The sequence below is a fragment of the Streptomyces sp. NPDC111606 genome (assembly GCF_055656945.1).
Map to the genome: position 1 here is coordinate 660271 of NZ_JBVKBY010000004.1, position 18916 is coordinate 679186.

Sequence of the window (18916 nt, forward strand, 5' to 3'; positions counted from 1 at the left end):
TGCCCTCGCCGACCGGGATGAATTCACGTACGTCCCGTCGCGCGAGCCTCTGTCACGTGGCGCGACCCCTCGAGTGGTGGGAACCTGGAAGTGGTGCTGTGCGCCGCTCCGCGCTCTCGCGAGGAGGGATGGTCATGGCCAAGCGTCTGGTCGTCTGCTGTGACGGCACATGGAACTTCGCCGACCAACCGAGCAAGACCAACGTCGCCAAGGTCGCCCTGTCCGTGCTCCCGGGGTTCACCGCCGGGAAGGAGCAGCGTGTCCACTACCACAGCGGTGTGGGCACGCGACGGCGGGAGCGGTTGCGCGGGGGCGCGTTCGGCGTGGGTCTGTCCCGGAACGTCGTCGACGCCTACCGGTTCCTCGTGGAGACGTACGAGCCCGACGACGAACTCTTCCTCTTCGGCTTCAGCCGGGGCGCGTTCACCGCTCGCAGCCTCGCGGGACTGGTGCGCAACGGCGGCATCCTTCGCCCGGAGCACGCCGACCGGATCCCGGAAGCCTGGGCCCTGTACCGAGACCGTATCGAGCAACCGAACGGCGCGGCAGCCACGTTGTTCCGCCGCTCGTACGCGCGCGAGTCGGAGATCCGTTTCATCGGGGTGTGGGACACGGTCGGCAGCCTCGGCATCCCCGATCCCGGCGCTTCGTGGCTCCAGCCCGCTGCCCACCGGTTCAACCGCCGCTGGGCGTTCCACAACACCGAGTTGAGCAGTTGGGTCGGGGCGGCCTTCCACGCGCTGGCCATCGACGAGCGGCGTTCCGCGTTCCAGCCGGCGCTGTGGCACCAGCAGCCGGGTGCAGCCGAGCAGGGCCAGGAGCTCAAGCAGGTCTGGTTCTCCGGGGTGCACTGCGATGTCGGAGGCGGCTACAAGGAGACGGGGCTGTCGGACATCCCCCTGCTGTGGATGGTCGATCAAGCCCGCCGATATGGGCTGCAGTTCGACACCGACGCGCTCAGCGCCGCCGGGCCCAGGGTGATGAAGCCCGAGCAGAGCATCGACTTCCGGGTACGGCCGGACGCCGTGGGCGACCTGCACAACTCACGGACGGGACTGTACCGGCTGGCCAAGCCCTGGCACCGGCCGATCGGAGAAGCGGTCGACACCGAGGGCGTGCCCGACGGCAACGAGTTCCTGTCGGTGCCCGCCAAGGAACGCTACGACCGGGACACGAGCTACCGGCCCCCGCAGTTGGAGCGCCGCCTGGCCGCCCAGGACCGCATCCGCCTGGAGCCCGTCCTCCTCCCGGACCTCGCCACGGGCCTACCGCCCCTGCCGGCCGCGTCGTCCGGCCCGGGGACGACGGCCGATGCGCCGGGCGGCCTCGACCGTGCCCCGTGACCTCGCGGCCATCTCCCGCAACGACAGGTACGGCGTACCCCGACGCTGTGTCGGAGTACGCCGCCCTGGAGCGAGAGGAGTTGCCGGCCGCGGCCCGCGAGCGGCTTCTCCCTACTTCGGGTCGTCGTTGAACTTCGAGGTCGACCAGAAGTAGCCGAGCACCGCGAGGCCCAGGCACCAGGCCACGGCCAGCCATCCGTTGTGGCCGATCTCGCTGCCGAGCAGCAGCCCACGCAGCGTCTCGATGGCCGGGGTGAACGGCTGGTACTCGGCGACCGGCTGGAACCAGCCCGGCATGGCGTTGATGGGCACGAAGGTGCTGGAGATGAGCGGCAGGAAGATCAGCGGCAAGGCGTTGTTGCTCGCCGCTTCGGCGTTCGGGCTGATCAGGCCCATGCCGACCGCGATCCAGGTGAGCGCCGTGGCGAAGAGCACCAGCAGTCCGAACGCCGCGAGCCATTCCAGGACGGTGGCGTCGGTGGAGCGGAAGCCGATGGCCACGGCGACGGCGCCGACAAGGACCACGCTGATGATCGACTGCAGCACGCTCCCGATGACGTGTCCGATGATCACGGAGCCGCGGTGGATGGCCATCGTGCGGAAACGGGCGATGATGCCCTCGGTCATGTCATTGGAGACGGACACCGCGGTGCCGATCGTGGTGCTGCCGATGGTCATCAGCACCAGGCCCGGAGTGAGATACGCGATGTATGCGGAGCGGTCGGCACCGCCGCTGATGCCGGCGCTCATCACATCGCCGAAGATGTAGACGAAGAGCAGCAACATCATGATCGGCGTGAGCAGCAGGTTCAGGGTGAGGGAGGGGTAGCGCCGGGCGTGCAGGAGGTTGCGGCGCAGCATCGTCGACGAGTCGCGTACGGCGAGGGAGAGGGAGCTCATCGGACGTTCTCCTTGGATTGGTTGGGCTGGTTGGGCTGGTTGGGGATGGCGGTGCCGCTGGTCAGGGCGAAGAAGACGTCGTCGAGGTCGGGGGTGTGGACGGTGAGTTCGTCGGCTTCGATGCCGGCGGCGTCGAGCCAGTCGAGGATGGAGCGCAGCTCGCGCTGGCTGCCGTCGCTGGGGATCTGCAGGGCGAGGGCCTCGTCGTTTCGGGTGGCTTCCCGCAGTGCGGTGGCGGCGTGCTGGTAGGTGGCGGGGTCGGTGAAGCGGAGCCGGATGTGTCCGCCGGGGATGAGCCGCTTGAGCTCTTCGGCGGTGCCCTCGGCGGCGATCTTCCCGTCGTTGAGCACGGCGATACGGTCGGCGAGTTCGTCGGCCTCCTCCAGGTACTGCGTGGTGAGGAAGACGGTGACCCCGCCGGAGACGAGTGCGCGGATGATCTGCCACATGTTGTGCCGGGAGCGTGGGTCGAGGCCGGTGGTCGGCTCGTCGAGGAAGATGATCCGCGGGTTGCCGACCAGGGTCATGGCGATGTCCAGGCGCCGCTTCATGCCGCCGGAGTAGGTGGAGGCGGGCTTCTTCGCGGCCTCGGTGAGGTCGAAGCGTTCCAGCAACTCGGCGGCGACGCGCCGTCCTTCGCGCTTGGACAGGTGGTGCAGGTCCGCCATGAGGAGCATGTTCTCCTCGCCGGTGATCAGGCCGTCGACGGCGGAGAACTGCCCGGTGACGCCGATCGCGGCACGTACGGCCTGCGGGTCGGCGGCGAGGTCGTGACCCGCGACCCGGGCCTGTCCGCCGTCGGCGGTGATGAGGGTGGACAGGATCTTCACGGCGGTGGTCTTACCGGCCCCGTTCGGACCGAGCAGCGCGAACACGGACCCGACCGGGATCCGCAGATCGATGCCGTCGAGTACGAGCTTGTCGCCGTAGGACTTGCGCAGACCGACGGCGGAGACGGCGGCGGCCGACGCTTGACCGTCGACGGTCCTGGACGTGGGCATGACAGATGAAGGCATGGGGCCCTCCGTTTGAAGGCTGATGTGATGGCTGATGTGACGGCTGACGCGAAGCCTGATGTCCGGCTGAAGTGAGCTTCAGACAGGGCCGGTTGGGATGCGGCGCTCAGACCTTCGCGCGGCGGATGTCGATGTTGCCCCAGTTGGTCCGCGCGTGGACCCTGACCGTGTCCCCGGTCTGCTCCGGCGCCTCGGACTCGGCGAGCGCGTTGCGTACCTGCCCGCGGTTGGAGCTGACGTCGAGCCAGGCGGCGGTGCCCTCGCGGATACCGATCTCGATGACGCCGTTGGAGGTCTCCAACTGGACTTCACCGCGGGCGACTTCGGCGACGCGCAGGTAGCCGTTGGTCGCGGTGCCGGTGACCGATGCCTCGGCGCGCGCGACGTCGATGCCGCCGTTGGCGCCGCTCAGCCGCAGTTCGCCGGTGACGGCGCCGACGGTCGTGGTGCCGTGCGAGTTCTTCAGGACGGCAGGGCCATCGACGGTGCCGACGCGCACGTTGCCGGTGCTGCTGGTGATCTCGGCCATGCCCTCGACCCGGTCCACGGTGATCGAGCCGTGCGACGCGGTGAGCTTCACCGGGCCGGTCGTGTCGAGGCGGATGTCGCCGACCGAGGTCTTCACACGGACCTCGCCGAGCCGGCCCGCACCGAGCACCTGGGCCCAGGCGCCGGTCATGTCGACGTGGGAACCCGCGGGCAGTTCGACGGTCACGTCGACCACGCCGGTGCGACCCAGGCCGAAGAGATTGGCCTTGGGAGTCCTGAGGGTCAGTACGCCGCTCACGTACGTGACCTCGGTGTGGTCGGCGGTCCGCACGTCCGGCTCCCTCTTCGGGTCGCGGGGCTGCACCTCCACGACGGTGTCGAGGCGGTCGCTCGCGACGAACTGGATGGAACCGGCCTCCACACGCGCGGTGACCGAGATCGCTTCGGGAGTGTCGAAAGAAGGCATGGCTGTCCCGTCCTCATGAGTCCTTGGGCCGTCCCCGCTGGTGGGACGCGGTGTGGGTGAAGTGGTTCGGGTTGGGCGGTGCGGGTGAAGCAGTGCGAGCGAATCGGTGCGGGCGGGGCGCGGTCAGCGCACCCAGCCCGTGAAGCTCTGCCCGACGGTCTTGGTCTTCTCCGGCGTACGCGGCCGGGTTCCGCCGTCGACCGCCGCCGACACGGCGCGCACCAGCCACGCATTGACCGAGAGACCCTCCCTACCGGCGGCCTCCTCGGCGCGGGCCTTGAGGTGGGCCGGCAGACGCAGGTTCACGCGAGCGGTGCCTCCCTCGTCGACGTCGGTCGATGTCGGCGCCGCGGCCTTGAACGGTTCGACGGGCGCGGCCGGTTCCGCGGGGGCGTCGCCGTAGGTGGGCGGCGGCGTCACCACGAAGTCGGGGTCGAGCCCGCGCAGCCGTACGTCGACCGAGCCGGGGGCGAGTTCGCGGGTGATCTCGTCCATCGCGGCGGAGAGCACGTTGAGCATGGTCAGCCGGGTCGCCGACTCCAGGGGAGCGGTGAGCCTCGCGGCCAGCTCCCGGGCTTCGTCGCCGCCGGCTTCGGCAGCCACCGCGAGTTCGCGGCGGAGGGTGTCGACATACGGGGTGAGGTCCATGCCGCCACGATGGCACCACTATGGCGCCATGCGCAAGTCCACGAGGGGAACGAATGCGGACCGAGCCGATTCGCCGACCGCGACCTGCGCAAACACGCGGGCATCCAGACCGGCCGACACGGCACCACCTGGCGTCGCGCCTGCCTGGCGCAACCACTGGCACCACGTGACCCACTCAAAGCCCATGCCCCTCGGCACGGCAGATGGATCGCACCCACCGTGACACCGCCGACATCACCGACGGCGCCATAAATTGACTCCACATGGCGCCATAGGTGTGCCATCATGGCACCACAGGGGGCACCTGTCGGCCTAGCAGCCGAGGGATGCGCGTTTCGCGACGTGAGTCAAAAGGGGTCGGACCATGGAGACAGCACAGAGCCGGCAGCAAGCGGCACCCAGCGCCTTCACCGCCTTCGCCCGCTTCGTGTTCTGCGGCGGCGGAGTGGGGGTCGCGTCCAGCTTCGCCGTGGCGGCCCTCGCCTCCTGGCTCCCCTGGGCCTTCGCCAACGCTCTGGTCACCGTGGTCTCCACGCTCCTGGCCACCGAACTGCACGCCCGCTTCACCTTCGGCGCGGGCGGGCGCGCCACCTGGCGTCAGCATGTGCAGTCGGCCGGGTCCGCGGCGGCCGCGTACGCGGTGACCTGCGTGGCGATGCTTGTGCTGCACCAGCTGGTGGCGGCCCCCGGTGCGATGCTCGAGCAGGTCGTCTACCTGTCCGCCTCCGCGCTCGCCGGCGTCGCACGGTTCGCGGTGCTCCGTCTCGTCGTCTTCGCGCGGAACCGTTCGCAGGCCGCAGCCACCGCCTGCACCGCCCGCCCGGTGCAGGCGACCGTGGCTCGCGCCTCGGCCACGACCGACCCTGCGGTGCTCTGCTGCGCCGCCTGACCTGCCCGATACTGGGGCGGTGGCGAGGCCGGTTCGGCCATGCTGTGACCCGGATCACCGCAACGTGGTCGGCGCAGCGGACAGGCAGGAGTGTGGAGATTTCACTGCGCGCCCGTGTGCGGGCCGGAGATCCGGATGCGTTCAGACAACTCTTCGACGAGCACGCTTCGGTGGTCTACCGGCACGCCGTGCGGATGACCGGCAACTGGGTCATGGCCGATGACGCCGTGTCGCTGACCTTTCTGGAGGCATGGCGGCTGCGCGAGCGGGTGCTTCCCGGTGATGACAGCCTGCGCCCGTGGCTGCTGGGGATAGCGACCAACGTCACGCGCAATATGGCGCGGGCGGCACGAAGACACCAGGCGGCGCTCATCAGAGTCCCGCCCCCCGACCCTGTGCCGGATGTCGCCGACGAGGTGGCACAGCGACTGCTCGACGCGGAGGAACTGGCCGCCGCACGGAAGGCGTTGAGCACCATGCGCCGCGGGGAACGCGAGGTGTTCACGCTGTGCGTATGGGAGGGCCTGGACGCCGCCACGGTGGCCGAGGCCCTCGGGGTCGCCGTCGGCACCGTGCGGGCCCGGCTCTCGCGCGCGAGGAAACGCCTGCGCAAGCTCACCGAGCTCGAACTCGACGGCGGGGCGGACGGCACCGGCGGCCTGAACGTCATGGGCGGCGATGGCGGCAGCGGCGGTGTCGGCGGCAGGCGAGGCGGTCCCGGGCAGCGTGGAAGGCAACGCCCGGCCGCGGACGGACAGATACCGGGTGGCCGCCACCAGGCGGCTCGGTCCACGCAGGAGAAGCGATGAACACCAACCCGCGACGACGCGATCAGCCCGCCGACCACCGGGACCTGGCCGAGATGCTGCCCGCACCGGGCCGCCCGGCACTCGCGCAGGACCGCCACCGCGTCCTGAGAGAATCCTTGATGGAGCACATCACCGAGCAGACCGCCCACGAGCGGACGGGTGCGACCGACACGCCCCCTGCGCCCTCCGCACCTCGACGCCTCAGGCGGCGCCTCGTTCTCGTCGCGGCGCCGCTGGCACTGGCCGTCGCCGTGAGCCTGGGCGTGATGGCGGTCGACAGCGCGGACGACGACAAGTCCGGTGCCCCTGCCGCGGGTACCACCGCGGGCGACCACGGGAGCGCCACGCAGTTGCTGGACCGGATAGCCCTGGCGGCCGCCAATCGTCCCGCGGCAACGGTCCGTGACGACCAGTACATCTACACCAAGTCCCAGGGATCGGCCGCCGAGTTGGGTGTCCAGTTCAACGATCCCGCGGAGCTTGCGAAGCGCAAGGGGACCGGCGAGTCGGAGCAGTACAAGGGAGCCGTCCGAAGCGAGCAGTGGGATTCCGTGGACGGCAAGCGGTCGGGGCTGAGGAGGGGCGTCGCGGTGGACGACCCCTCCAAGGAGATGACCATGGCCATGTACGGCGCCGGCTACCTGACCTTCCGGCAGCTTCAGGCCCTGCCCACCGATCCCGACGCGCTGCTGAAGCGGCTCTACAGCGACGACACCCGGATGCCACCGAACCGCCGCCTGGAAATCGCACTTCAGAACATCGGAGCCATCATCGACAACGCCACCCTGCTGCCCGATCTGAGCGCCGCGCTCTACCGTGCCATGGCCAAGCTCCCGGGCGCGCAGGTGGTGGAGCACGTCAAGGACGCCGCGGGGCGGAAGGGTGTCGGCCTCACGTTCGAGGACGCCCCCGAGGGTTCCACCTGGGTCTTCGACTCCTCCAGCCTCGTCTACCTCGGAACGACCAAAATCGCGCTCCTGGACATCGGCGTCGCCGACGAGACGGGCGAGGCACCGGTCAGCTCATCCTGAGTCAGCCGTGACAGGGCGTCCGCTCCGGCGGACGCCCTGGACGCCCAGCTCGCGTGCCACGGCTGCGGGGGGAGGCCTGTGTCGCTGCGGTGCGCCCGCTATGTTCGACCCGGCATTCGGCATCAGACATGCGGGGCGGGCGTGCAGAGAACAGAACAACGGACCGAGGAGACCGAGACGGAGGCGGTCACCGAGACGGACGACGAGAGTCCGATACGGGAACGGCTCCGGTCCGGGATGCTCCTGCTGGTCGGGGCGGTCATCCTTCTCGACGTGGTGCTCTTCCTGAGCGGCGGGTGGTTGCAGACACCGGCCGTACAGGCATGGCGGACGGTGTGTCTCGCCGTCACCGTGCAGGCGTTGCCGTTCCTGTTGCTGGGCACGGCCCTGTCCGGCGCCATCAGCGCGTTCGTCCCGGCGCGGGTGTTCAGCCGGGTACTGCCGAAGCGGCCCGCGCTCGCCGTCCCGGTCGCCGGCGCCGCCGGAGTCGTCCTGCCCGGCTGCGAGTGTGCGTCGGTACCGGTGGCGAACAGTCTGATCGGTCGGGGCGTCACCCCGGCCGCCGCCTTCGCGTTCCTGCTGTCGGCCCCCGCGGTCAACCCGGTGGTACTGACCGCCACGGCCATCGCCTTCCCCGGCAACCCCGCCATGGTGCTGGCCCGGCTGCTCGCCTCGCTCGCCACCGCCACCGTGATGGGCTGGCTGTGGCTCCGGTTCGGCCGCGAGGAATGGCTGCGGCCCGCCGTACGGCACTCCGGGCACCGGCCGGGGCACAGCCGCTGGACGGAGTTCCGGCGCGGTTTCCAGCACGACTTCCTGCACGCGGGCGGCTTTCTGGTCCTCGGCGCCATGGCGGCGGCCACCTTCAACGTGGCGGTGCCGCGCTCGGTACTCGAGGCGTTCTCCGGTTCCGTCTGGCTGTCCGTGGTGTTCCTGGCCGGGCTCGCCATCCTGCTCTCGGTGTGCTCCGAGGCCGACGCGTTCGTGGCGGCTTCCCTGACCGGCTTCTCGCCTCTCGCGCGCTTGGCGTTCATGGTGGTCGGGCCAATGGTCGACTTGAAACTGATCGCCCTTCAGTCGGGCACGTTCGGCCGGGCCTTCGCGGTCCGTTTCTCCGCCGCCACGACCGTCGTGGCGATCCTGTGCAGCGTGCTGATCGGAGAAGTGCTGCTGTGAGACCACTGTTCCAGGTGTCCCTGCTCTTCCTGAGCGGCCTCGGCGTGCTGCATGCCTCGCTCTTCACCGACGTGTACCTCAGGTACGTCAAGGAGGGAATGCGGCCGCTTCTGATCGCGTCGGGGGCCATCCTGCTCCTGCTGGCGGCGGCGGAGACGGTGTCGTACTGGAGGCGCGGCAGGGGCGACGGGGCCGGAGAAGCCGATGAAGATCACGACGGCGACGGGCACGGGCACAGCCACGCCTCCGTGCCCCGCGTCGCCTGGTTGCTGCTCCTCCCGGCCCTGAGCCTGCTCTTCTACGCCCCTCCGGCCCTCGGCTCGTACACCGCCTCCCGCGAACCCTCCAAGGCGGTGGAGGAGCGGGACCACTTCGATCCGCTGCCCGCCACCTCGCCGGTCCCCCTGACCCTCACCGAGTTCACCGGCCGCGTGCGGCAGGACCGCGAGCAGGGCATCGAGGGACGCAGCGTCCTGTTGACCGGTTTCGTCACGCCCGGCTCGGAGGGCGACGGCTGGTACCTGACACGGCTCATTCTCAGTTGCTGCGCGGCAGACGCCCAGTCCGTCAAGGTACGGGTCCATGGGGCCCGGGACCTGCCCGCCGACACCTGGGTGTCCGTCACGGGAACCTGGCACGGCGGCGGGACCCTGGGTACGAACTCCGCACCGGTCGCGCTCGACGCCCGTACCGTGACGGAGGTCGCCCGGCCGGTGAACGCGTACACGGATGCCCTTCCGCTGCCCACCACCAGGTGAACGGCACCGGGTTGTGCCGCCCCGCAGGTCAGCGAACCCTCCCCCGCGGCTTCAGCGCCACCGGCGGCAACTCGGGAGCGGGCAGCGGATCCCCGTCGTACCCCTTCACCTCACCGAACCGGGTACCGGTCATCCAGTCCGCGCGGGCCTGTTCGATCTCCTCCTGCGACCGCCCGATCCAGTTCCAGAACATGATCAGCTCCTCCTCGAACGGCTCGCCGCCGAGGAGCATCAGGCCGGCGTCCGACTCGGCGCGCAGCGGGAGTTCGGTGCGGCCGCAGCCGAGGTAGAGCATGGAGCCGGGCAGCACCGGGACGCCGTCCACGTGCGCCTCGCCGGACATGGACAGGACGGCGTACTCGAAGTCCGGCTCCAGCGGGAGGCGTACGTCCGCGCCGCGCGACAGGGTGAGGTCGGCGCCGACGATCGGGGTGTACGTCGTGCCGGGCGAGGCCGCGCCGTCGAGGCCGCCGAGGATCAGCGTGGCCCGCAGGCCCGGCGCCGTGACGACCGGCAGGTCGGCGTGGTGTTCGAAGTGCGGGTCGGTGTGGCGGTGGCCGTCCGGGAGGGCGACCCAGAGCTGGGCGCCGTGCAGGAGGCGGGCGTGCGACTTGGGGCTCTCCTCGGAGTGGCTGATCGCCCGCCCGGAGGTCATCAGGCCCAGCTCGCGCGGGTGGATCGTCTGCAGGCTGCCCGTGGAGTCCCGGTGCAGCACCTCGCCCTCGTGCAGCCAGCTCACCGTCTGCAGACCCATGTGCGGGTGCGGCGGCACCTGCATGCCGGGCTCGTCGGCGATGTCGTCGGGACCGTAGTGATCGACGAAGCACCAGGCGCCGACCATGCGCCGGCCCAGGTTGGGCAGCAGGCGGCGGACTTCGGTGGATTCGCCGAGCTTGACGCGGCGAGGGCTGAGGAGTTCGCGTACGGGCTCTGCCACGACAAAACCGCGGCCGCCGCAGATGGCGGGCACCGACTCGCGATCAAGATTGCTCATGGCGCCCAAACTAGCCCTGTCCGGGCCATCACGTCAGTCCGTCACCCTGCGCTGTCCGGATGCCGTTGAGAAAATAGTAGCCATGGACATAGTAGCCATGTACTGTACTGGTCATGAGCAAGGGTTCCGAGAAGGCCACGCCCGGTTTCCTGGTGTGGCGCCTGTCCACGAAGTGGCGGGTCGCGGTCGACCGGGCCGTGGCCCCGCTGGGGCTCACCCACGCGCAGTACGCGCTGGTGGCCTCGCTGCACGGCATGCAGCGCCAGGGGGAGCGCCCGAGCCAGCGGCGCCTGGCCGACCACACCGGACTCGAGCCGCTGTACGTGTCCAAGCTGGCGCGCGCCCTGGAGAGCGCCGGCCTCCTCGAACGCACCCGGGACCCCCGCGACCCGCGCGCGGTACAGCTGGCGCTGACCGAACAGGGCCGGGAGCGGACCCGGCAGGCGATCGAGGTCGTGCACGGGCTCCTGCAGCAGTTGCTGGCACCCCTCGGCGGCCTGGACAGCGCGCGGGCGCGGGAGTTCACCCGTGACCTCGCGGTCCTGCTCGACGCACCTCTTGACCCGCTTGCCCCAGACAGTGAGTCCGACAAGGAGCAGTCATGACCACCACCACTCCCCTGCTCGACCCCCGAGTCATAGCTCTGGCCCACTACGCGAGCCGGGCGCTTCTCGAGCGTGTACTGGCCCGCCATGGCGCGACGTTCCAGCAGTCCGTCACCCTCCGTTTGGTCAACGTCGCCGACGGCCCGGTCGAGCGCGACCACCTCGTCGACGGCGTCGTCGGCGCACTGAAGATCGACGCCGCGGAGGCCCACTCCGTGGTCGACGAGCTGATCGCCGCCCAGCTGGTGGCCCCGCAGGAGCCGTCCCAGGTGCGGATCACGGACGCCGGACGGGAGTTGTACGAGCGGACCTCCGCCGAGACCGCCCCCATCTCCGCCCGGGTCTACGCCGACATCCCCACGGAGGACCTGGCCGCCGCCGGACGAGTGCTGACCCTCATCACCGAGCGGGCCGACGCCGAGCTCGCCGCCATGAACCGCTAGTCCCCGCACCCGGCCTGAAGTAGTGGAATATTGAACCACCGCACTCGGTTGACGGCCTCGAAGGAGGTCACGAGTGGACACGACGTACTACGACCACGGAGCACCGGCCGAGCGCTGGGAGCGTGCGCGGATGTTCTTCGACGCCAAGGACTACGCGGCCGCGGCCCGCGTCCTGCGCAGGCTGGTCGAGGAGGGACCGGAGCAGACCGGACCCCGGCTGCTGCTGGCACGCGCCTACTACCACTCGGCCCAACTGCGGCGCGCAGAGAGCGAGTTGCGGATCGTCGTCGAGCGCGACCCGGTCGAGCACTACGCCCGGCTGATGCTGGGCCGCACCCTGCAACGGCAGGGCCGGGACGAGGAGGCGGAGCCGCATCTGCGCCTCGCCTCGGCGCTCGCGGGTGACTTCGAGCAGCTCTGAGCAGGGTCGAGCAGCAGCTCCTGCCGGCATCGACACGAGGGGCCCGGTTCATCTCGGAACCGGGCCCCTCGTCTCGTCCGTCGGCTCTCGCGGCCGGTTTCCCGCCCGCCTAGTTCACTTCCGCGGGCTCCCGCTTCGCCCGCCGATGGGCCACCTCGCCGAGGACGACGTCCACGACGACGAACGCCGCCAGCGAGATGCCGAGCAGCGGCACGAAGTAGCCGACCACGGCGACGACCGCCACCAGCGGGACCAGGATCTGCGGGGGCACCTGCTGCCAGGCGCCGCGCGGGATCGGCCGGCCGAACGCCGAGCCGCGGCCGCGCTGCCACCACATGCGGTAGCCCCACACGATCAGCAGGATCAGCGAGAGCGTGAGCGCCATGAGGGCGATCTGGTTGACCAGACCGAACAGGACGCCGGTGTGCAGGTCGATGCCCCAGCGGGTCAGCTTGGCGAGCACCGGGTATTCGGCGAACCTCAGCACGTCGACGACCTCACCGCCGGCCGGGTCGATGGCGACCGAGTCCCCCTTCGTCGGCCAGCTGCGCTGCACCTGCCGTACCACGTACGCGGACGAGTCGTCGGCGGGCGGCACGATCTCCACGGGATCGCTCAGGCCCTCGGCGCGGGCGGACGCCAGGACCTTGTCGAGGCCGACGCCGTGCTCGCCGCTGCCGCCCGTGCCGGCGGCGCCGCCGTGGCCCCCGTGTTCGCCGCCTGCCGTCGCCGAGATGGACGGCGTGGCATGGCCGAGGGAGGTGCGCAGTTCGTCGATGTTGGCGCCGGCGTAGGCCGACCAGGTGAGGCCGGTCGCCGAGAGGAAGAAGAACCCGATCGCGGCCCAGACACCGACGGTGCCGTGCAGGCCGAGCGTGCGGCGGCGCCCGCTGGTGCCCCGCACCTTGCGCAGGGCGCGGCGGCGGGAGAACCACAGCGCCAGGCCGCCGGCCGCGATGACCCAGAGCCAGCTGGCGGCGAGCTCGCTGTAGTAGCGGCCGGTCTCACCGAGGTGCAGGTCGCGATGGAACTCGTCGATCCAGGTGCGCAGGGGCAGCGCACCGGTCGAGCCGTACTGTTCGAGGGCGCCGCGCACCTCTGCGGTGTACGGGTCGACGAACACGGCCATCGTGTGCTCGGCGTCGACGCCGTTGACGCCGGACAGCATGACCCTGGTCGACTCGTCGTCGGCCGGGGAGGGCCGTATCGCCGAGACCGTGCCCTCGGGGTGGGCCTTGCGCGCGGCGGCGACCTGCTCGGATATCGGCAGCTTCGCGTCGCCGACCGGGACGTACATCTCGTGGGCGTACACGAGCTTCTCGGCCTGGAACGCTCCGGCGTACAGGAAGCCGGTGGCGGCGGCGACGAGCAGGAACGGTGCGATGAGCACTCCGGCGTAGAAGTGCAGACGCAGGATCAGCGGGCGCAGCGGTGCCCATCTGCGGGGCGGCGACGCCGGGGCGTCGGGCTGCGTCGCCTCCTCCGTGGTGGTGGCGGGAGCGGTGGACATCGGCGGCTTCTCCGGGGGTGGGACGGGGAGTGGGGACGTTTCCTTCTGTGCTGCTGTGGTCCAGTAGTCGGACGAAGGGGCCGTCGAGTTCCGGGCGTATTAAGTGGCGTGCGTCACAAGGGAGTCGGGGAGTGCCGCGGGTGCCGTGGCATGCTGGCGCGATGGCACTTCCGAACGAGCGCGCACCCTTGGCCGAGCAGGTCGAGCAACTCCTGGCCACCGAGGGACCGTTGCCCATCATGGCGGCCGGCGCCCCGGTGCTACGGCGTCCCACCGAGCGCTTCGACGGCCAGCTGGACCCGGCGCTGCTGTCCCGCTTCGTCGAGGCGCTGCGGGTCACCATGCATGCGGCGCCGGGTGTCGGAGTCGCCGCGCCGCAGGTCGGGGTGGGGCTGCGGATCGCGGTGATCGAGGACCCGGCGCCGGTGCCGGAGGACGTGCGGCTGGTGCGCGGGCGGGTGCCGCAGCCGTTCCGGGTGCTGGTGAACCCGTCGTACGAACCCGTCGGCGGCGAGCGTGCCGCGTTCTTCGAGGGCTGTCTGAGCGTGCCGGGCTATCAGGCGGTGGTGGCCCGGCCGGCCGAGGTGCGGCTGACCGGCGAGGACGAGCACGGGCACGCGGTCGACGAGGTGTTCACGGGGTGGCCCGCCCGTATCGTGCAGCACGAGACGGACCACCTCGACGGCGTGCTCTACCTGGACCGGGCCGAGCTGCGCTCACTCTCCTCGAACCAGGCGATGGCCGAGCACTGGGCCCAGCCCGCCCCGGTCGAGGCGGCGCGGGCTCTCGGCTTCGAACTGCCCCACTGAGTACGTCAGTTGTCCCGGTACGACTCCAGCAGCCGCAGCCACACCTCGCTGATCGTCGGATACGACGGAACCGCGTGCCACAGCCTGCTGATCGGCACCTGCCCGACGACCGCGATCGTCGCCGAGTGGATGAGCTCGCCGACGCCGGGGCCGACGAACGTGACGCCGAGCAGGATCTCGCGCTCCAGGTCGACGACCATGCGGGCGCGGCCCCGGTAGCCCTCGGCGTACACCGACGCCCCCGCGACCGAGGCGAGGTCGTAGTCGACGGCGCGGACGCGGTGACCGGCCTGTTCCGCTTCGGCCAGGGAGAGGCCCACGGAGCCGGCCTCGGGGTCGGTGAAGACGACCTGGGGGACGGCGGCGTGGTCGGCGGTGGCGGAGTGGGCGCCCCACGGGTCGGATTCCAGGAGCGGGACTCCGGAGGCGCGGGCGGCGATGGCCGCGCCCGCGATGCGGGCCTGGTACTTGCCCTGATGGGTGAGGAGGGCACGGTGGTTGATGTCGCCCACCGCGTAGAGCCACTCGCTGCCGGTGACGCGCAGGCTGTCGTCGACCTCCAGCCAGGAACCCGGCGTCAGGCCGACGGTGTCGAGGCCGAGGTCGTCGGTGCGCGGGGCGCGTCCGGTCGCGAAGAGGATCTCGTCGGCCTCGATACGGCCGCCGCGGTCGGTGACGACCACGACGGTGCCGTTCTCACGGGTCACCGACTCGACGGACGTGCCGGTGCGGACGTCGACGCCCGCCTCGGTGAGCGCCTCGGCGACCATCTCGCCGGCGAACGGCTCCATGCGGTTGAGCAGGCCCTTGCCGCGCACGAGGAGCGTGACGCTTGAGCCGAGGGCCTGATAGGCGGTGGCCATCTCGGTGGCGACCACTCCCCCGCCGACCACGACCAGCCGGCCGGGCACGGACTGGGCGCTGGTGGCCTCGCGGCTGGTCCACGGCTTGACCTCGGCGAGTCCGGGCAGGTTCGGGAGCATGGCGCGGGTGCCGGTGCACAGGGCGACGGCGTGCCGGGCGGTCAGCACGTGGCGTGCGCCGTCGGGCCCGGTCACCTCCACCGTGCGGGGTCCGGTGAGGCGGCCGTGGCCCCGGTGGAAGTCAACGCCGATGCCGGACAGCCATTGGACCTGGCCGTCGTCGTTCCAGTCGCCGGTGAACTCGTTGCGCCGGGCAAGGACGGCAGCCGCGTCAAGGGGGCCCTGTACCGAGTGACTGAGGCCGGGCAGGCGGCGGGCGTCCGCCTGGGCGATGACCGGGCGCAGCAGCGCCTTGCTGGGCATGCACGCCCAGTACGAGCACTCCCCGCCCACCAGCTCGCTCTCCACCACCGCGGTGGTCAGACCGGCCGCACGGGTGCGGTCGGCCACGTTCTCCCCCACCGGTCCGGCTCCGACCACCACGACGTCGTACACGTTGGAATCCGTTTCCGTCATGTGGTCAGTCTTACGGGTGGTGTGCGCAGTGGCCACACGGGTACGCGCGCGGAATACGCGGCCGTACGGTCATGTTGACGCCGACGGCACCGCCCCGACACCAGGAAGAGGGAAAACGCCATGAGCAGCACCGTGGAGCTCACCAAGGAGAACTTCGATGAGACGGTCACGGACAACGAGTTCGTCCTGATCGACTTCTGGGCGTCCTGGTGCGGGCCGTGCCGTCAGTTCGCCCCCGTTTACGAGAAGGCCGCCGAGGAGAACCCGGACCTTGTGTTCGGCAAGGTCGACACCGAGGCGCAGCCGGAGCTTGCCGCCGCCTTCGGTATCCAGTCGATCCCGACGCTGATGATCGTCCGTGACCGTGTCGCCGTGTTCGCGCAGCCGGGTGCCCTGCCCGAGGCCGCCCTGGCGGACGTCATCGGGCAGGCCCGCAAGCTCGACATGGACGAGGTCCACAAGGCCGTCGCCGACCAGCAGGAGCAGGCCGACCAGAAGAGCCAGTGACGCCCTGCTCTAGAAGGGGTACGCCGCCACGTCACCACGCACCGTCGTCCAGCGCACGTCGGTGAACGCGTCCAGGTTGGCCTCGCCGCCGAACCGGGCGCCGGTGCCGGAGGCGGCGATGCCGCCGAAGGGCGCGACGGCCTCGTCGTTCACGGTCTGGTCGTTGATGTGCACGATGCCGGTCGGGATGCGCTCGGCCAGGTCGAGGCCCCGGGTGGCGTCCCTGGTGACGATGCCCAGGGAGAGGCCGTAGGAGCTCGCCGCGGCGAGGGCGGCGGCCTCGTCGGCGGTGGTGAAGGGGCGCACCGGCGCGACGGGTCCGAAGACCTCCTCGGTGTACGCGGGGGTCGCGTCGTCGACGCCGGCGAGCACCGTCGGCCGGTAGAACAGCCGCTCGTGGCTGCCGCCCGCGGCGAGCTTGGCCCCCCGGGACGTGCTGGCCTCGACCAGACCGTGCACCTTCCCCAGTTGCCCCGAGTCGATGAGCGGGCCGAGGTGGACCTCGGCGCGGTGCGGGTCGCCCACGGCGAGGGCGTCGGCCTTGGCCGCCAGGCGCTCGACGTACTCCTCGTACAAGGACTGGTGGACCAGGTGGCGGCCGGTCGTCATGCAGATCTGGCCCTGGTGGAAGAAGGAACCCCAGGCGGCGGTGGAGATCACCGCGTCGAGGTCGGCGTCCTCCAGCACGATCAGGGCGGAGTTGCCGCCCAGTTCCAGGTGGACGCGCTTGAGATGGCGCCCGGCGGCCTCGCCGACAGCCCGGCCCGCGGCCGTGGACCCGGTGAAGGAGATGACGGGCACCCGCGGGTCGGCGACCAGCGCCTGGCCCACCTCCGCGGCGCCCGGCAGGATGTGCAGCAGCCCCTCGGGCAGACCGGCCTCCTCGAAGATCGCGGCGAGTGAGAGCCCGCCGCAGACCGCCGTGCGCGGGTCCGGCTTCAGCACGACCGCGTTGCCGAGCGCGAGGGCCGGGGCGACGGAGCGGATGGACAGGATCAGCGGGGCGTTGAACGGCGCGATCACGCCGACGACACCCGCGGGAACCCGGCGCGTGTACGACAGGCGGGGCGCCTCGCTGGGCAGGACGTGCCCGGCCGGCCGGGAGGCGAGTGCGGCGGCCTCGTAGCACTCCTGGGCGGCGACGTGCAGCTCGAAGTCGGCCTTGCCGGGTATCGACCCGGACTCGCGGACCAGCCATTCGCGCAGCTCGTCGGCGTGTGCGGCGAACAGGTCACCGGCCTTGCGCAGCACCCCGGCGCGCACGAAGTGCGGGACGCGGGCCCACTGGGCCTGCGCGGCGCGGGCGGCCTCGGCGGCCGTGGCGACGTCCTCGGCGGTGGCCAGGGATACGGTGCCGAGCGTGTCGCCGGTGGCGGGCTCGGTGACGGTGTACTCGTCTCCCGACAGGGGGCGGGACTGCCAGGCCTTGGGGTCGAGCAACGGCATGTGCGACTCTCCGTTCGATCACCGGCGGGACTCACTGGGGGAGCGGAAGTCCCGAGTAGTTCGCCGCCAGTTCGGCGGCAGCGTGACGGGATGCGGTGATCCGGCGCAGACGTGCGAGTTGCATCCGGTGGTCGAACGCATCCCCGTCTGGTTGAGCGTGCAACATCCTAGTCATGTCGTCGGAGAAACGGGTCGCCTGCCACACCCGTTGAAGACACAACTCGGAGTAGCTGTCGAGGAGTTGTGTGTTCCCTGTGCGGTGCAGGTCGATGAGGGCGCGGGCCAGGACCCGTATGTCCGACACGGCGAGGTTGAGTCCCTTGGCGCCCGTCGGCGGGACGATGTGGGCGGCGTCCCCGGCGAGCAGGAGCCGCCCGTGGCGCATCGGTTCGTGGACGTAACTGCGCATCGGCGTCATGGACTTGGCGGTGATGGGCCCGCGGTTCAGGGTCCAGTCGGCGTCGATCGCGAAGCGGGCGGCGAGTTCGTCCCAGATGCGGCCGTCGGGCCAGTCGTCGGGATCGGTGCCGACCGGGACCTGGAGGTAGAGCCGGGAGACGGACGAGGAGCGCATGCTGTGCAGCGCGAAGCCGCGTTCACCCCGCGCGTAGATCAACTCGTCGCCGGACGGCGGCACTTCGGCCATGATGCCGAGCCAGGAGTACGGGTAGTCGCGCGCGAACGAGTTACTGATCCCGGCCGGGAAGGCGCCCCGGGAGATGCCGTGGAAGCCGTCGCAGCCGGCGACCCAGTCGCAGGTCAGCAGCTGTTCGCGGCCCTCGTGCAGAAACCGTACGACGGGCGTGTCGCTCTCCGGCTTCTCGACGGCGAGCGCCTCGGCCTCGAACAACAGCGGTGGTCCGTCGGCGAGTTGGAGCGCGACGAGGTCCTTCACGATCTCGGTCTGGGCGTAGATCGTCACCGTACGGCCGCCGGTGAGGGCCGGGAAGTCGAGGTGGTGGCGTTCCCGGTCGAAGCGCAGCTCGATGCCCTGGTGCACCAGGCCCTCCGCGTCCAGCCGCTCGGCGGCGCCGGCCTCGTGCAGCGCGTGGACCGTGCCCTGCTCCAGCATTCCGGCCCGCTGGCGCTGCTCGACGTACTCGCGCGTCCTGCTCTCCAGGACCACGCAGTCGATTCCCGCGCGGTGCAGCAGGCGGGCGAGGAGGAGCCCGGCGGGGCCGCCGCCGATGATGCCGACCGTCGTGCGCATTCCACGC

Annotated in this window: 19 protein-coding genes and 1 pseudogene; 11 read left to right on the top strand and 9 right to left on the bottom strand. The window is 70.9% G+C overall.

Annotated features, from left to right (window positions below; genetic code table 11):
- Positions 1-134: 134 nt before the first annotated feature.
- Positions 135-1343 (top strand): DUF2235 domain-containing protein, encoded by a 1209-nt coding sequence (locus tag ACZ7M7_RS18155; protein WP_472117779.1) that lies wholly within the window; start codon positions 135-137, stop codon positions 1341-1343.
- A 111-nt stretch (positions 1344-1454) separates the two neighbouring features.
- Here the strand turns inward: ACZ7M7_RS18155 and ACZ7M7_RS18160 are convergent, their stop codons facing one another.
- The 4 genes from ACZ7M7_RS18160 to ACZ7M7_RS18175 all read right to left on the bottom strand — a co-directional run bounded on the left by ACZ7M7_RS18160 (position 1455) and on the right by ACZ7M7_RS18175 (position 4862).
- Positions 1455-2243 (bottom strand): ABC transporter permease, encoded by a 789-nt coding sequence (locus tag ACZ7M7_RS18160; RefSeq protein WP_383601251.1) that lies wholly within the window; start codon positions 2241-2243, stop codon positions 1455-1457.
- The gene (locus ACZ7M7_RS18165; protein ID WP_472117782.1) at positions 2240-3259 is read right to left on the bottom strand and encodes an ATP-binding cassette domain-containing protein; all 1020 of its coding nucleotides are present in this window, start codon (positions 3257-3259) and stop codon (positions 2240-2242) included. Before ACZ7M7_RS18165 ends, ACZ7M7_RS18160 begins: the two co-directional genes overlap by 4 nt.
- A 106-nt stretch (positions 3260-3365) precedes the next feature.
- A complete protein-coding gene (locus ACZ7M7_RS18170) occupies positions 3366-4214 on the bottom strand; it encodes a DUF4097 family beta strand repeat-containing protein (RefSeq protein ID WP_451168739.1) in 849 nt (282 codons plus the stop codon).
- A 123-nt stretch (positions 4215-4337) separates the two neighbouring features.
- A complete protein-coding gene (locus ACZ7M7_RS18175; protein ID WP_383612835.1) occupies positions 4338-4862 on the bottom strand; it encodes a hypothetical protein in 525 nt (174 codons plus the stop codon).
- 364 nt (positions 4863-5226) lie between these two features.
- Between ACZ7M7_RS18175 and ACZ7M7_RS18180 the strand changes: the two genes are divergently transcribed.
- The 5 genes from ACZ7M7_RS18180 to ACZ7M7_RS18200 all read left to right on the top strand — a co-directional run bounded on the left by ACZ7M7_RS18180 (position 5227) and on the right by ACZ7M7_RS18200 (position 9525).
- Positions 5227-5751, top strand: coding sequence for a GtrA domain-containing protein (locus tag ACZ7M7_RS18180; RefSeq protein WP_472117785.1), 525 nt, complete (start codon positions 5227-5229; stop codon positions 5749-5751).
- 92 nt (positions 5752-5843) lie between these two features.
- Positions 5844-6560, top strand: a complete 717-nt coding sequence (locus ACZ7M7_RS18185; RefSeq protein WP_383632533.1) for an RNA polymerase sigma factor — start codon at positions 5844-5846, stop codon at positions 6558-6560.
- Positions 6557-7591, top strand: a complete 1035-nt coding sequence (locus ACZ7M7_RS18190) for a CU044_5270 family protein (protein ID WP_472117788.1) — start codon at positions 6557-6559, stop codon at positions 7589-7591. The genes ACZ7M7_RS18185 and ACZ7M7_RS18190 overlap by 4 nt, the downstream gene beginning before the upstream one ends.
- A 237-nt stretch (positions 7592-7828) precedes the next feature.
- Positions 7829-8767, top strand: a complete 939-nt coding sequence (locus tag ACZ7M7_RS18195; protein WP_427845222.1) for a permease — start codon at positions 7829-7831, stop codon at positions 8765-8767.
- A complete protein-coding gene (locus ACZ7M7_RS18200; protein WP_472117792.1) occupies positions 8764-9525 on the top strand; it encodes a TIGR03943 family putative permease subunit in 762 nt (253 codons plus the stop codon). The genes ACZ7M7_RS18195 and ACZ7M7_RS18200 overlap by 4 nt, the downstream gene beginning before the upstream one ends.
- 28 nt (positions 9526-9553) lie before the next feature.
- Here the strand turns inward: ACZ7M7_RS18200 and ACZ7M7_RS18205 are convergent, their stop codons facing one another.
- The gene (locus ACZ7M7_RS18205) at positions 9554-10519 is read right to left on the bottom strand and encodes a pirin family protein (RefSeq protein ID WP_472117794.1); all 966 of its coding nucleotides are present in this window, start codon (positions 10517-10519) and stop codon (positions 9554-9556) included.
- 113 nt (positions 10520-10632) lie between these two features.
- Between ACZ7M7_RS18205 and ACZ7M7_RS18210 the strand changes: the two genes are divergently transcribed.
- The 3 genes from ACZ7M7_RS18210 to ACZ7M7_RS18220 all read left to right on the top strand — a co-directional run bounded on the left by ACZ7M7_RS18210 (position 10633) and on the right by ACZ7M7_RS18220 (position 11988).
- Complete coding sequence (locus tag ACZ7M7_RS18210) at positions 10633-11124, top strand: MarR family winged helix-turn-helix transcriptional regulator (RefSeq protein WP_472117797.1); 492 nt, start codon at positions 10633-10635, stop codon at positions 11122-11124.
- Positions 11121-11567, top strand: a complete 447-nt coding sequence (locus ACZ7M7_RS18215) for a MarR family transcriptional regulator (RefSeq protein WP_383632544.1) — start codon at positions 11121-11123, stop codon at positions 11565-11567. The genes ACZ7M7_RS18210 and ACZ7M7_RS18215 overlap by 4 nt, the downstream gene beginning before the upstream one ends.
- A 73-nt stretch (positions 11568-11640) precedes the next feature.
- Positions 11641-11988: a tetratricopeptide repeat protein gene (locus ACZ7M7_RS18220; RefSeq protein ID WP_472117800.1), complete on the top strand. Its 348-nt coding sequence runs from the start codon at positions 11641-11643 to the stop codon at positions 11986-11988.
- Between the two features lie 109 nt (positions 11989-12097).
- Here ACZ7M7_RS18220 and ACZ7M7_RS18225 read toward each other — a convergent pair whose 3' ends face one another.
- Positions 12098-13498 carry a PepSY-associated TM helix domain-containing protein gene (locus ACZ7M7_RS18225; protein WP_472117803.1) on the bottom strand — a complete coding sequence of 467 codons (1401 nt, stop codon included), beginning with the start codon at positions 13496-13498 and terminating at the stop codon, positions 12098-12100.
- 161 nt (positions 13499-13659) lie between these two features.
- Between ACZ7M7_RS18225 and ACZ7M7_RS18230 the strand changes: the two genes are divergently transcribed.
- Positions 13660-14307, top strand: a complete 648-nt coding sequence (locus ACZ7M7_RS18230; protein WP_472117806.1) for a peptide deformylase — start codon at positions 13660-13662, stop codon at positions 14305-14307.
- A 5-nt stretch (positions 14308-14312) separates the two neighbouring features.
- Here ACZ7M7_RS18230 and ACZ7M7_RS18235 read toward each other — a convergent pair whose 3' ends face one another.
- Positions 14313-15746: a dihydrolipoyl dehydrogenase family protein gene (locus ACZ7M7_RS18235; RefSeq protein ID WP_383612804.1), complete on the bottom strand. Its 1434-nt coding sequence runs from the start codon at positions 15744-15746 to the stop codon at positions 14313-14315.
- A 114-nt stretch (positions 15747-15860) separates the two neighbouring features.
- On the opposite strand from ACZ7M7_RS18235, the pseudogene trxA reads away from it, so the two are divergent.
- Positions 15861-16253, top strand: a pseudogene (gene trxA / locus ACZ7M7_RS18240) (thioredoxin); the annotation flags it as partial.
- A 9-nt stretch (positions 16254-16262) separates the two neighbouring features.
- Here trxA and ACZ7M7_RS18245 read toward each other — a convergent pair.
- Together ACZ7M7_RS18245 and ACZ7M7_RS18250 are read right to left on the bottom strand one after the other, a co-directional pair.
- On the bottom strand, positions 16263-17699 hold the full coding sequence (locus ACZ7M7_RS18245; RefSeq protein ID WP_472117809.1) for a benzaldehyde dehydrogenase: 1437 nt from the start codon (positions 17697-17699) through the stop codon (positions 16263-16265).
- A 31-nt stretch (positions 17700-17730) separates the two neighbouring features.
- The gene (locus ACZ7M7_RS18250) at positions 17731-18909 is read right to left on the bottom strand and encodes a 4-hydroxybenzoate 3-monooxygenase (protein WP_472117812.1); all 1179 of its coding nucleotides are present in this window, start codon (positions 18907-18909) and stop codon (positions 17731-17733) included.
- Between the last annotated feature and the right edge of the window lie 7 nt (positions 18910-18916).

What these genes read in the sequence shown, in the direction of transcription:
- ACZ7M7_RS18230 (WP_472117806.1), top strand. Translation starts at nt 13,660, where the DNA reads ATGGCACTTCCGAACGAGCGCGCACCCTTGGCCGAGCAGGTCGAGCAA.
- ACZ7M7_RS18155 (WP_472117779.1), top strand. Translation starts at nt 135, where the DNA reads ATGGCCAAGCGTCTGGTCGTCTGCTGTGACGGCACATGGAACTTCGCC.
- ACZ7M7_RS18165 (WP_472117782.1), bottom strand. Translation starts at nt 3,259, where the DNA reads ATGCCTTCATCTGTCATGCCCACGTCCAGGACCGTCGACGGTCAAGCG.
- ACZ7M7_RS18210 (WP_472117797.1), top strand. Translation starts at nt 10,633, where the DNA reads ATGAGCAAGGGTTCCGAGAAGGCCACGCCCGGTTTCCTGGTGTGGCGC.
- ACZ7M7_RS18190 (WP_472117788.1), top strand. Translation starts at nt 6,557, where the DNA reads ATGAACACCAACCCGCGACGACGCGATCAGCCCGCCGACCACCGGGAC.
- ACZ7M7_RS18225 (WP_472117803.1), bottom strand. Translation starts at nt 13,498, where the DNA reads ATGTCCACCGCTCCCGCCACCACCACGGAGGAGGCGACGCAGCCCGAC.
- ACZ7M7_RS18235 (WP_383612804.1), bottom strand. Translation starts at nt 15,746, where the DNA reads ATGACGGAAACGGATTCCAACGTGTACGACGTCGTGGTGGTCGGAGCC.
- ACZ7M7_RS18245 (WP_472117809.1), bottom strand. Translation starts at nt 17,699, where the DNA reads ATGCCGTTGCTCGACCCCAAGGCCTGGCAGTCCCGCCCCCTGTCGGGA.
- ACZ7M7_RS18175 (WP_383612835.1), bottom strand. Translation starts at nt 4,862, where the DNA reads ATGGACCTCACCCCGTATGTCGACACCCTCCGCCGCGAACTCGCGGTG.
- ACZ7M7_RS18205 (WP_472117794.1), bottom strand. Translation starts at nt 10,519, where the DNA reads ATGAGCAATCTTGATCGCGAGTCGGTGCCCGCCATCTGCGGCGGCCGC.
- ACZ7M7_RS18250 (WP_472117812.1), bottom strand. Translation starts at nt 18,909, where the DNA reads ATGCGCACGACGGTCGGCATCATCGGCGGCGGCCCCGCCGGGCTCCTC.
- ACZ7M7_RS18170 (WP_451168739.1), bottom strand. Translation starts at nt 4,214, where the DNA reads ATGCCTTCTTTCGACACTCCCGAAGCGATCTCGGTCACCGCGCGTGTG.
- ACZ7M7_RS18215 (WP_383632544.1), top strand. Translation starts at nt 11,121, where the DNA reads ATGACCACCACCACTCCCCTGCTCGACCCCCGAGTCATAGCTCTGGCC.
- ACZ7M7_RS18195 (WP_427845222.1), top strand. Translation starts at nt 7,829, where the DNA reads ATGCTCCTGCTGGTCGGGGCGGTCATCCTTCTCGACGTGGTGCTCTTC.
- ACZ7M7_RS18180 (WP_472117785.1), top strand. Translation starts at nt 5,227, where the DNA reads ATGGAGACAGCACAGAGCCGGCAGCAAGCGGCACCCAGCGCCTTCACC.
- ACZ7M7_RS18160 (WP_383601251.1), bottom strand. Translation starts at nt 2,243, where the DNA reads ATGAGCTCCCTCTCCCTCGCCGTACGCGACTCGTCGACGATGCTGCGC.